Raw genomic sequence first — 12675 nt, 5'->3', positions numbered from 1 at the left:
GCACCTCTACTTACTGAATTAAAAAACTACCCGTCGCTCTTTCTCTTTCATTGTAAAGGGCAATATATGTATAGAGACCCTTTGCTAAGTTTAAGTTTGTTGGGTCAAACTTAACTGACTTTTCATCTTCCATAGTTTTTAACATGGAATTGTATATTTTTCTACCAAAAAGATCATAAACATGTAGATCTATGTTGGATGTCTTTTGGGGTACAGTTACAATTGTATAATCTGTAAATGGATTAGGATAGTTTATCGCTTTTGACTGATTAGCCAGGGTACCTAATAAAGACTCAGGATTAATACCTAAACCTAATTTATGTATGTCAATAGAGAAACTAACCGGAGTTTCTGTTCCGTTATGCATAGAAAATATCACGGATCGCAGGTCATTAATTTCTTCAAATACTCCTGCAGCATTGGTGAATTCATCAAACCGGATCGTGTAATCAGTGTTACTAGAATTAGCAGGGATATAATACCGAAGACGATTATTCCAGTCTTCTAAGTTACTAGGGACTAAAATTACTTCTATAGGAAGGTTGTTTTGTATCGTAAACATAATACTTTCGTAATCTTTCGTCTTTAAGGATAGATCTCCGGGTAAAAAAGTTCTGAATAGATTACACGTTCCTTTTAGGGTTCCGGAAGCATTACTGGAACGTTCTAATTGATAGATAGCTGGATCTAAATCACTTTCTTGTTCATTAATTACGAATTCATCGATTGTCGTATCTTCTGCTATATAATCAATTCCCCAAGGACCATCAGCAAGGTATAAAGCATCACTTTTATCAGAGAGATTGTCCTCAAAAGATAATCCGATGTCAAATAGAAATCCTGTTTCTACAACTATCTGATCATGCCATTCCCCAGAGAGCGGAACCTGATCAGAAAATTCTTCTAACTCTGCTTGTTCTGTACGTTTTATATTAGAAGCAATAGTTACATGTTGGGCTCCTATCTTGTTAATGATGTCCAAGTGTAGTTCCTTGTTTCTGTAACGAGCAGCACTGACAAAAACAGTAGGAGCTCGATGATCAACATGATAAGAAGCGATATTTTTTTCATAAGACAGTTTTTCCAGTGTATAATTGACAATATGAACTACCTGCGCCATAGATTTTCCCCAAATCTGAAAGTTTTTATAATTTCCTTCCGGGTAATCATCAACATTCCATAAACTAAAAAGCTCATGATTATCACCATTTTCTCGGATAGAGAAGCTTATAGCGTATTCGATATCTCCATTATGACGTTCGATAATAGCAAATATCATGTCATGATCTTTAATTGTCACCTGCCGTACATCCTTAAGAGTTGAACCATTCAACCGGTCACATATTGTTTTTGCATGATTGTATATTTGACCAGAAGTAGTGGTTACTAATCCAGCAGAAACTCTATTCTCTTCGATATAATAATCGATGGAGAAAACATCTTTGGCATTAGCATAGTTGACAAGATCAAGTGAGGTTGAAATAAATGGAGACTCTGTAGCATACAATCCTGTTTCAGGGAAATAGTTTCCCAGATCATTGTTTTTTAAAGCGTTTTTAGTAAACATTTTTTGTTTTTTCTTTTGATCTGCATAATTTTTGCTTTTCAAACGATCAAAATTTCGCTTTGCTACCTGGTTGGCTAAGTCACCATTACTTTCGAAACCTCCTAGGTTTGCAGAGTAAACATCAGTAGAAGAAGAAGAATCGATGAGATTATTTGTATCAATTGCAGAATAATCAGTTGCGGTGATATAAAATAAGGCATCATTGAAATCATTATCACTCCATGGATGGTCTCTGCGTATTTCTTCAAAACCTAAAATAACTAATTCATTGGTGTCGTCCTTGATTTGAACATTATGATAGCGGTCGCTTTCATTTGGTTCAGGATTAAAATCAGGATTAGAATAAAATTGCCAATACCCATATTCTACCTGTTCTCCATTCCATCCATCACTTAATAATACCCATCCAATTCCTGTTCCTGCGGGATGAGTGCCTAAGCTTACTTTATCACCAGGCTGGAGACCACCTCCGCTTCCTACTTCAGAAATATTAGGGAAAATTATAGTAACTTCTTCATCCGTAGGAGCAGTTGTTGGTGGATTATTGACATCGTAGGTATAGTACCCTAATACATTTCTGAACCCTGCACATTCGTGAATATAGGTGATAAAAACTTCTGTCTCTTCCGTAATGATAATATTCGTCTCATAATTAGAAGTGATATAGTGAGGATTATACGTTGGAACTTGAAAAGTTTCAGAAAGAGAATTATCTACTAATTCCATAATATCAGTGGTTATATTATCTCCAGGACTTTCTAGATATAAAGGAGTTCCATTAGCAGTATAGTCGCCCAGGTATTGATAATTCTGAGCATAACTAATACTACTGAGTGCTATGGCAATATAAAAGAGGAATATTTTTTTCATAGTTTAGGCATTTTGTAGGTTTATAGGTGAAGCGCTCTATAAAGGTTTATTAGTATTTATTTTATAATAAAGGTTCCATTATATTCTTTTTGATTTTTTGGGATCGCAACATATTTATACATGCCTCTTTTGAGGTCTAAACAATCAAACTTGATCGATTTACTATCTTCTATGGTTTCTATGGTAGCATTATACACTACTCTTCCAAGCAGGTCATAAACCCATAAGGAGATATAGGGGGTTTCTTCCGGAACTGTAATCATCGTGAAATCAGAAAAAGGATTTGGGTAATTTGTAACACTAGTGATATTGGCAGTAGAAAGATCGATTAGAGAATCAGGATCCACTCCAAGCGCCAGGTTTTTAATTTCTAATTCAAATGCTGCTGTAGAAACGTAGTCTCCTTTAATAGAAAATAAAACCGTTCGTATCGTACTTATTTCATCGTGAACTCCTTTTTCATTTACAAAATCTTCTATTGATATTGTATAAGGAGTTTTATTTGTATTTATTGGTAATTGATATCGTAGACGTTGTGACCAATCTGTTAAGTTTTCAGGGATTATTGTTACTTCTATAGGAGTGTTGTTTTTTATATAGAATTGAACACTCTCATAATTTGCAGCATCCAATGCCAGATCTCCAGGCAAAACAGTTCGAAAAATATTACATGTTCCTGTGACAGTTCCTGAAGCTTTGATAGATCTTTCTAGTGAAAACACCAGCGGGTCGTCGACAAGCTCCTCAATTTGCGGAGCAATGGTAAAATCATTGATCACAGTTTCTGAACTGTTATAGTCAATACCCCATGGACCATCTGCCAAATAAATAGCGTCATTAACAGGTGACGTATCAGAGGAAAATGATAATCCTATATCAAATAAAAAACCAGTATCTATGGTTATATCCTGAAAATGTTCTCCGGTTAAAGATACCTGTTCTGTGAATTTTTCCAGATCAGTATGTTCGGATCGTCTGATATTTCCATCAATGGTAGCAGATTTAGCATTTGATGTATTAATTACACGTAACTGTAATTGTTGATTTGTATAGGTTGCAGAACTAATATACACAGTAGGAATAACGCTGTTCTCAGAAGAAGAGGTTAGTTCTTTCTCACTTGATAATATATTTAGAATATAGTTGGCTAAATGAGCTACTTGTCCCATAGAGTCTCCCCAAAGTTGAAAATTTTTATAATTTCCTTCGGGATAATCTCCAATATTCCATAAGCTAAAAAGCTCATTTGGTGTATCATTGTCGTTTAGCTTTATAGAAAAGCTGATTGTATATTCTATAGCACCATTATTGCGTTCCATGATAGAAAAAATCATGTTGTGGTTGTTAATGGTTACCGGTCTTACATCTAATAGTGTAGATGCGTTGAGACGATCACAGGTAGTTTTACTATGATCGTATATTCTGTCTGTTGTAGATGTTACAATACCAGCAGATACTCTGTTTTCTCCTACGTAGTAATCTATAGAAAAAACATCATCAGCGTTAGCATAGTTAATCAGATCAGTAGATGTAGATATATGAGGAGTCTCATATGCCATCATTCCGGTTTCAGGAAAATAGTATCCGAGATCACTTTTCTTAAAATTTCGTTTGTTGTATACCGCTTGTTTCTTTTTCGTATTCGCTTGATTGTTGTTTTTTAACCGGTCAAGACCTCTTTGAGCAATTAATGAAGCTAAATCCCCATTACTTTCGAAGCCTCCTAAATTTCCTGAAAATACATTTGTAGCACTGGAAGTAGAAATGTTATTCGTCGTATTAAGGTCGTTGTATTCGGTAGCAGTAACATAAAACACGGTATCATTAAAATCATGATCGCACCAGGAAAACTCTCTGTGTATATCTTCAAAACCTAAAATAACAATCTCCTCTGTATCATCTTTGATTAAGACATTGTGATATCGTTTACTCACATCAGTCTCGGGATTAAAATCAGGATTAGAAAACAATTGCCAATATCCATACCCAACCTGACTTCCATTCCATCCATTACTCAATAATACCCACCCAATTCCTGTCCCGGCAGGAAATGTTCCTATGCTTACTTTATCACCAGCTTGTAGTCCACCACCGCTTCCCAGAGCAGAGACATTAGGAAAGATGATCGTAATTTCTTCATCCGTGGGAGTTGTTGTTGGAGGATTGTTTAGATCATATGTATAATACCCTAATACATTTCTGAAACCAGCACCTTCTGAAACAAATGTTACAAAAACTTCAGTTTCCTGAGTGGTAAAAACATCTGTGTCGTAATTAGAGGTTATATAATGAGGGTTATATGTAGGAACCTGAAATGTTTCAGGTAAGGATGTGTCGATAAGTTCTAAAGTAGCTATACTGATATTATCTCCCGGAGATTCTAAATAATCAGGAGTACCATTAGCAGAATAACTACCCAGATATTGAAAGTTTTGAGCGTAACTATAAAGAGAGATCAAAACAAAAAAGAAGAATGTGTAATTTTTTTTCATAGTAGTGATTTTAAAGCTTACCTAAAACTACTACTAAAGAGCGCTTGATTTTTTTTAATTCGATTAGTGAGCGTTTGCTATCGATAAAATATAAATTTTGATAGGCTAATGAAAAAAAGGATAAAAAAGAGAAAAGGTACTTTTTATGCTATTTATTTTAATCTATATTAAATAAATTTTATAGTTTTAAGTAATTTAGTAGGCATATTATCGTCTAAAATGATAATTAATTTCTATATTTCTCTTTTACCCCTTCTTCAAGTGAATTTTTATGGAGATGCTATACAATATGAATAGCATTATCTATTGATTAATAGTTAGTTGTTTTTAAGAATACTGGGATTTGTTATGATACAACTTTTGAGAAAAAGGCTTTTTTGGACATTAGATTACTTCAAGGGAAGAAGTGTCAAAAAGCATTATGTAGATATAGAAAATATTATGAGAAATCACACTTCTCAGGGAAGTGCTGATTTTTCAAAAAAATACTTGTCAGACATATTGACACATACTATAGATACGGTACCTTATTATACCGGGAAAGTATTAGAAGAATTAACACAGTTTCCCGTGATTAATAAAAACATGATTCGAGATCATTTTGAAGCCTTTATTTCTAAAGCGTATATACAAAGAGATTGTGTAAAAGTGTCTACAAGTGGCTCTACCGGAGCTCCCTTTTCTGTTTTGCATGATAGAAATAAGCGGAAGAGAAGTCTGGCGGATAATTTATTTTTTTCTAAAGCTTCAGGATATCAGATAGGGAATAAACTAGTATATATCAAAATTTGGAAAGACAATGTCAAAGTACATTTGCTGTCCAAAAACTGGATGCAAAATGTATACCCTGTCAGTGTTTTTAATTTAGAGGATATTCATATCGCTTCTTTTATCAAGTGGCTGGAAAAAGACCCTTCTAAAAAAAGTTTTCTGGGATATGCTTCTGCATTAGAAAAGATATGTAAGTATTTAGATCGACATGGGGCTGCTGCTATAAAGGCGAATGTCCAGTCGATTATAACAATGTCAGAAAGTTTAAATGACTATACAAAACAGTCCTTAGAGAAATATTTTGGAGTGCAGCCACTATCCAGATATTCTAATAATGAAAATGGGATTTTGGCACAGGAAAGTTTTGATAAAAAAGGGTTTGTGATTAATAAAGCCAGTTATCATATCGAAATACTGGATATGAAAACAGATAAACCTGTAGGTATGGGAGAAAGAGGAAGGATTATTGTTACAGATCTTCATAACTATGCCATGCCATTAATACGATATGATACGGGAGATGTCGGAGCTATGAACCTTGATGAAGAAGGCAATCCTTATATTATGTATATACAAGGGAGAAAGTTAGATCTCATTTATGATACCAAAGGGAAGTTGGTGCCGTCACATGTGTCGTATAAACTTTGTAAATATGGAGATTATAAACAATTTCAGTTGGTACAATATGGGATCAAAGATTACCTGATCAAATTAAATACGACCAAGAAAGTAGATGAAGAAAAGATGAAGGAAGAGTATAAAGAGTATTTCGGAAAAGATGCGAAAATTACTATTGAATATGTAAATGATATTCCCTTACTCTCTTCAGGAAAACGAAGAGAGGTAAGGAATACATATTATTCTGAAGTTTAGGGTGTTTTAGAATCCAACAGCGGTATCATCCCCTCGTTTATCAGCCCCTCCTTCCAGGGTTCCATCTTTAAGGACTAGAATACCATCCACTTTTCCGATGATAGTTGTTTCTTTTTCGTTAATTTGATACCCTTTCTTTTTTAAATCAATCAAAAGTTGTTTGTCAAAAGAATTGGGTTCGAATGTTATGTGATCAGGAAGCCATTGATGGTGAAACCGGGGAGCATTGACAGCTTCCTGCATACTCATATTAAACTCTTTGACATTTAAGATTGTTTGTAGTACAGATGTTATAATAGTAGATCCTCCGGGGGTTCCTACAGACATCCATAAATTCCCGTTTTTTTCTACAATAGTAGGGGTCATTGAACTTAGCATCCTTTTTTCTGGTGCAATTGCATTTGCTTCGGCTCCAATCAAACCAAACATATTAGGCACTCCCGGTTTGGCACTAAAATCATCCATTTCATTATTAAAGAAAAAACCGAGTTCTTCTGAATATAATTTTGAACCATAAGCACCATTAATTGTAGTAGTAACAGAAATTGCATTTCCAAACTGATCTACGATAGAATAGTGGGTTGTTTCATCACTTTCATAGCCTGAGATATTTCCATGATTAAGTTCAGAAGAAAGAGTAGCCTTATCAAAATTAATTGTACCCATTCGAGTATTGAGATAGGTGTCAGATAACAAAGAATCTATTGGAATTGTCACGAAATCCGGATCTCCCAAATAAAAACTTCTATCGGCATAAGCTCTTCTTTCTGCTTCGGTTATTATCTGAATCGTTTTTAGTTGATTATGACCGTATTGCTGAATGTCATAAGGCTCGATCATTTTCATAATTTGTGCCAGGCATATCCCTCCACTAGAAGGAGGAGACATAGAAATAATACGAAGGTCTTTATAATCAAAAGTAACAGGATTACGCCACTTGGCTTCGTAAGAAGCCAAATCATCCAGACTGATAATTCCTCCTTTCTGCTGTAAAAAATCAACTATTGTATGAGCAGTCTCTCCCTTATAAAATTCATCTTTTCCGTTTTTCAGGATCCTTTTCAAGGTATTAGCCAGACTCGTATTTTTGATAGTATCAGTGGCTTTGAATGGCTGTGCATACAAGATGGTATCTCCATTGGTTTTGATAAAAATATCTTTAAATCGCTGTAGTCTTTTCTCTTGCTTTTTAGTAACTACATAGCCCGTATCGGCAAGCTCAATTACAGGAGTAAGGATTGTTTCAATAGGAAGTGTTCCAAATTTTTTATGAACGGCAAAAACACCAGCAACTGTTCCGGGAACTCCAACAGCCAGGGCTCCTAGCTGGCTTTTTTTAGGAATTACTGTTCCATGCTCATCCAAAAACATATCTCTGCTAGCTGTTTTAGGGGCTTTTTCGCGATAATCAAGAGCCCCGATTTCACCATTTGCTTTCCGATACACCATAAATCCACCTCCTCCGAGATTTCCCGCATAAGGATATGCTACGGCCAATGCCATTTCTGTAGCAACCATCGCATCAAAAACATTTCCTCCCTTTTGTAAGATTTGTTTTCCGATGAGAGAAGCTTCTTTTCTGGCAGAAACAACCATAGCCTGCCGAGCAATAGTTCCTTTTACAGGAATTTTCTTTTTTGAAGGAGTAGAATGATCAGCGTTGTTCTTACAGGAAAAAAGGCAGATGAAGAAAAAAAGAAGAATGTAGAAATGATACTTCATAATATGCTAAATTAAAGATTATCAAGTGTAACTTGTGTGATGAATGACATCAAATATATCATATTTAATAGAAACAATTACTTGATGCTATGTATAATTCTAATAAGAAAAAAGCAGTGAAGATGTACGAATAGATTTTTAAAAAAGTAATCGCTCTATAAAATTAAGCAAGTATGTTATCTGCTACAATTTTTGAATTTCACTATTGGAGTAGTGTATTAATTCTTTAAAAAAGGATTCGAATTCTTTTTGGAATTCATCATAATATTCTTCTAGTTCTATCACAGCAAAGTTCATCTTGGATTTATTTTTGGTTCGATGATTCATATTGTGTAATACGGTACTAATTCCGGTAACCGTAGCATAGCTTAGTAGCCAGTTATCCTTGATCATATATGGATAGAACCTTTTGATGTTTTTAGGAAGAATATCATGATATGTTTCCAGATCCTGGTAGAATAAACTTACATATTTATTCAGGGGAGTGGCATGGTATTTTTGCCAATTAGCAGCCAGATAATGATCGTATAGAATATCGACAATGACGCCACTGTAATGTCTGTATTTAGGGAATAATCTAGAGATGCTTTGACGCACAATAGGGTGAGTATCTGTATAAGTATCTATTTTTCTATGTAGAATAATCCCTTGTTGAATTCGATCCGGAAATTCCAAAAATTTTTTACCTTTGACAGCATCGGCAATAAAATTACCGATTCTTAATTCCGTATCATCTCCCGACAAGTAAATATGTGCTAAAAAATTCATATTGCTAAAATACAGGTTTTATGAATGAATTTTTTGCATAGAATGAGGATCCTTTTTTAGGATCCTAAAAAAAACTGTAAATACAGAGAATAATACATGAGCAGACAATTTTTTTTGGGTACTTTGGTGATGTTACTAGTATTCAGTTGCACTGATCCCCAAGAACGTACAGATCTAACAGAAGAAGGTGTTTTTACAAAAGGAATTGAAGGACCAGCAACTGATAGTGAGGGGAATATTTATGCGGTAAACTATAGTAAAGAAGGGACAATAGGTAGGGTAACTACAGATGGAAAAAGTTCTCTCTTCATATCCTTACCAGGTAAAAGTATAGGGAATGGGATTCGATTTGCGAATGATAGCATTATGTATGTAGCAGATTATACCAATCACAATGTTTTGGAAATCAATATCAAAACTAAAGATATACAGGTGTATGCACATCAAGCTACAGCGAATCAACCGAATGATATTGCCATTAGTCCAGAAGGAATCTTATATGCCAGTGATCCTGATTGGAAAGAAGGAACAGGAAATGTCTGGAAGATAACAAAGGAAAACGGATTTGAATTACTGGAGGCAAATATGGGAACGACGAATGGAATAGAAGTGAGCCCAGATGGAAAAAAACTATACGTCAATGAATCCGTACAGCGAAAAGTATGGGTGTATGACAGAATGCCTTCGGGAAATCTGAAAAATAAAAAGGAATTTTATAGTTTTGAGGATTACGGTTTGGATGGAATGAGATGTGATCCGCTGGGGAATTTATATATCTGTAGATATGATAAAGGGACGGTCGCTGTATTATCTCCTCAAGGACAATTAATCAAAGAATATGTATTAAAAGGTAAGAAACCAACTAATATTACTTTTAGTAATGATTATAAAGAGTGTTTTATTACCATGGCAGATAGAGGATGTATTGAAAAGGTGCTAAATACCTTATTGTAATAAAAATGTAGTAAAGAGGAAAAATAACGATCTGTTAACATGTTAATTATTAGATATATTGCGTGTAGCTATCGTATCATTTACATTTGTAAAAAAGAAGACAAATCAATAGAGTTATATGACATTAATTAAATCAATTTCAGGAATTAGGGGTACTATTGGTGGTAGTGTAGGAGAAAATCTTACTCCAATAGATGCGGTAAAATTTGCATCAGCATATGGAAGCTGGTTAAAAAAGGATGCGAATAAAGAGTATCCTACCGTAGTTATTGGTAGAGATGCCAGAATCTCCGGGGCTATGATCCAGCAATTGGTAATGAACAGTCTTGTAGGATTAGGGATTAAAGTTATCGATATAGGATTATCGACAACACCAACTGTGGAAGTAGCAGTGCCGATAGAAAAGGCAGATGGAGGAATTATTTTGACAGCAAGTCACAACCCAAAGCAATGGAATGCCTTGAAATTATTAAATAATAAAGGAGAGTTTCTCAATGCTTTAGATGGGAAAAAAATATTAGAGATAGCAGAAAGTGACAGTTATCATTTTGCCGACGTGGATCACTTAGGAACGATAACCACTAATGACACTTATATAGATGTACATATCGATGAGGTATTAAAATTACCTTTGGTAGATGCAGAAGTCGTAAAACAAGCAAAGTTTAAGGTTGTTGTTGATGCTGTGAATTCTACAGGAGGGATTGCGATTCCTGCTTTACTAAAGAAAATGGGGGTTGAGGTTGTAGAATTATACTGTGAACCTAATGGTCATTTTCCACATAATCCAGAACCCTTAAAAGAACACTTGACAGATTTATCTGAGTTAGTTATAAAGGAAAAAGCTGATTTGGGAATTGTAGTAGATCCAGATGTAGATCGTTTGGCTTTTATGAGTGAAAATGGAGAGATGTTTGGAGAAGAGTATACGTTGGTAGCTTGCGCAGATTATGTATTAGGAAAAACTTCTGGAAATACAGTCTCGAATTTATCATCAAGTAGAGCCTTGAGAGATGTAACTCAAAAACATAACGGATCATATGAAGCCAGTGCAGTAGGAGAAGTGAATGTTGTAGAGAAAATGAAACAAACCAATGCAGTGATCGGAGGAGAAGGAAATGGAGGAATTATTTATCCAGAATTACACTATGGGAGAGATTCTCTGGTAGGGGTAGCCTTATTCCTAACACACTTAGCTGAGAAGAAATGTACGGTAAGTGCTTTAAGAGATTCTTATCCTTCTTATTACATGAGTAAAAATAAAATTCAATTAACTCCTGAGCTCAATGTAGATACTGTTCTTCAGGCATTTCATGATAAGCATGCTTCAGAAGAAGTGTCTACAGTAGATGGAGTAAAAGTAGATTTTGCAGATTGTTGGGTTCATTTGAGAAAAAGTAATACCGAACCAATAATACGAATTTACACAGAAGCACTCAGTCAAGAAAAGGCAGATAAACTAGCAGAAGATACTATCGTATCAATACAACAAATTATAGAAGTTGGTGTCTAAGCAAATCATTTCTTAGTGAGCCCGCGAGGCACTCGTTAGAAACAATTTTTCAATTTTAAAGGTAAGTTTTGGGGGATTATACCCTTTGGCAGCACCTATATAAAAAAAGCCGGTCATTTGACTGGCTTTTTTTAATCTACAATTGCTTTGTTAGGTTTTTCAGCATTTCGATGCTTCCACCTTTTATGTGTCCAGAGGTAATACTCTGGTTTTTCCTTTATTTGATTTTCTAACAGCCTTAAATACGCTTTGATGTAATAAAATCGATCATTACTGGTATTGTCTTCCTTTTTAATAGGGACAAAAGTAGCCTCATAATATCCCCTTTTCTTTTTGTTGATTTGTAAGTATAGTACAGTAAGGTCAAACTTTCTGGCAATTAATGATGCTCCAAGGAAGACAGGAACAGTCACTCCCATAAAATCAGTCCAGTACTTAGCATTCCATATTTTAGGGGATTGGTCAGCAATCATTCCGTAGGAACAAATATCCCCTTTTTTGATATCTTGTGAAATAGTACGAACAACGTCATGACTTTCAATTAAACGGGCACTGAATCGTCCCCTTATGCGATGTACCATTTTATCAAAATAGGGATTTCTAACTTTTTTATAAATCCCTACACATGGATTTATAGATAATAAATCAATAGCAGATGACCACTCATAACTGGCATAATGCCCCATAAGGACAACAATACTTTTGTTTTCTTTTTCTAATGCATGAAAATCTTCAATATTAGTTACTCTAAATCGTTCCAGCATTTCTTCTTTGGTAATCGAAATCGATTTGATCATTTCTAAAAACATATCGCACATATGCTTATAAAAAGCTTTTCGAATGCGATTTATTTCAGATGTGTTTTTCTCAGGAAAAACCAGCGTTAGATTCGCTGTAACAGTTTTTCGCCTGTATCTAATAATGTAATACACCAGATAGTAAATGCATGAAGATAACCCGTAAAATAAGCGCCATGGGAGCTTGGAAATACTCCATAGAACAGGGTATATAGTATAATAAATTAGTCGCTGCATTAAGCTGTGTTTAAACCAGCAAATATATGCTTATTTTGTTACCTGTAAAAGTGTTAAAAGGTCTTAAGCAATACTTTTATAGCTTGAAATAAGTGCTATATTTGAATAAAA

Annotated in this window: 8 protein-coding genes; 3 read left to right on the top strand and 5 right to left on the bottom strand. The window is 34.7% G+C overall.

Annotated elements, in window-relative coordinates; translation table 11 throughout:
• Positions 1–10: 10 nt before the first annotated feature.
• Together HN014_RS20775 and HN014_RS20770 are read right to left on the bottom strand one after the other, a co-directional pair.
• Positions 11–2437: a DUF4114 domain-containing protein gene (locus tag HN014_RS20775; RefSeq protein WP_176030746.1), complete on the bottom strand. Its 2427-nt coding sequence runs from the start codon at positions 2435–2437 to the stop codon at positions 11–13.
• A 56-nt stretch (positions 2438–2493) separates the two neighbouring features.
• Positions 2494–4929: a DUF4114 domain-containing protein gene (locus HN014_RS20770; RefSeq protein WP_176030745.1), complete on the bottom strand. Its 2436-nt coding sequence runs from the start codon at positions 4927–4929 to the stop codon at positions 2494–2496.
• 348 nt (positions 4930–5277) lie between these two features.
• On the opposite strand from HN014_RS20770, the gene HN014_RS20765 reads away from it, so the two are divergent.
• Positions 5278–6573, top strand: a complete 1296-nt coding sequence (locus tag HN014_RS20765) for a phenylacetate--CoA ligase family protein (protein ID WP_176030744.1) — start codon at positions 5278–5280, stop codon at positions 6571–6573.
• Between the two features lie 6 nt (positions 6574–6579).
• Here the strand turns inward: HN014_RS20765 and ggt are convergent, their stop codons facing one another.
• Both ggt and HN014_RS20755 read right to left on the bottom strand, forming a co-directional pair.
• The gene (gene ggt / locus HN014_RS20760; protein ID WP_176030743.1) at positions 6580–8295 is read right to left on the bottom strand and encodes a gamma-glutamyltransferase; all 1716 of its coding nucleotides are present in this window, start codon (positions 8293–8295) and stop codon (positions 6580–6582) included.
• Between the two features lie 183 nt (positions 8296–8478).
• The gene (locus HN014_RS20755; RefSeq protein ID WP_176030742.1) at positions 8479–9063 is read right to left on the bottom strand and encodes an ACP phosphodiesterase; all 585 of its coding nucleotides are present in this window, start codon (positions 9061–9063) and stop codon (positions 8479–8481) included.
• Between the two features lie 96 nt (positions 9064–9159).
• Here HN014_RS20755 and HN014_RS20750 point away from each other — a divergent pair, with 96 nt between their 5' ends.
• Positions 9160–10017, top strand: coding sequence for an SMP-30/gluconolactonase/LRE family protein (locus HN014_RS20750; protein ID WP_176030741.1), 858 nt, complete (start codon positions 9160–9162; stop codon positions 10015–10017).
• 118 nt (positions 10018–10135) lie between these two features.
• The gene (gene glmM / locus HN014_RS20745; RefSeq protein ID WP_176030740.1) at positions 10136–11530 is read left to right on the top strand and encodes a phosphoglucosamine mutase; all 1395 of its coding nucleotides are present in this window, start codon (positions 10136–10138) and stop codon (positions 11528–11530) included.
• A gap of 131 nt (positions 11531–11661) precedes the next feature.
• Here the strand turns inward: glmM and HN014_RS20740 are convergent, their stop codons facing one another.
• Positions 11662–12564, bottom strand: coding sequence for a lysophospholipid acyltransferase family protein (locus tag HN014_RS20740; protein ID WP_176030739.1), 903 nt, complete (start codon positions 12562–12564; stop codon positions 11662–11664).
• Positions 12565–12675 lie beyond the last annotated feature (111 nt).

The organism is Aquimarina sp. TRL1 (assembly GCF_013365535.1).
GTDB lineage: Bacteria > Bacteroidota > Bacteroidia > Flavobacteriales > Flavobacteriaceae > Aquimarina > Aquimarina hainanensis.
The sequence above is the reverse complement of the archived record's forward strand: the minus strand, read 5'-3'. Positions and strand labels throughout refer to the sequence as shown.

Coding starts and splice junctions, on each gene's coding strand:
- HN014_RS20775 (WP_176030746.1), bottom strand. CDS start 2,437: ATGAAAAAAATATTCCTCTTTTATATTGCCATAGCACTCAGTAGTATT.
- HN014_RS20770 (WP_176030745.1), bottom strand. CDS start 4,929: ATGAAAAAAAATTACACATTCTTCTTTTTTGTTTTGATCTCTCTTTAT.
- HN014_RS20765 (WP_176030744.1), top strand. CDS start 5,278: ATGATACAACTTTTGAGAAAAAGGCTTTTTTGGACATTAGATTACTTC.
- ggt (WP_176030743.1), bottom strand. CDS start 8,295: ATGAAGTATCATTTCTACATTCTTCTTTTTTTCTTCATCTGCCTTTTT.
- HN014_RS20755 (WP_176030742.1), bottom strand. CDS start 9,063: ATGAATTTTTTAGCACATATTTACTTGTCGGGAGATGATACGGAATTA.
- HN014_RS20750 (WP_176030741.1), top strand. CDS start 9,160: ATGAGCAGACAATTTTTTTTGGGTACTTTGGTGATGTTACTAGTATTC.
- glmM (WP_176030740.1), top strand. CDS start 10,136: ATGACATTAATTAAATCAATTTCAGGAATTAGGGGTACTATTGGTGGT.
- HN014_RS20740 (WP_176030739.1), bottom strand. CDS start 12,564: ATGCAGCGACTAATTTATTATACTATATACCCTGTTCTATGGAGTATT.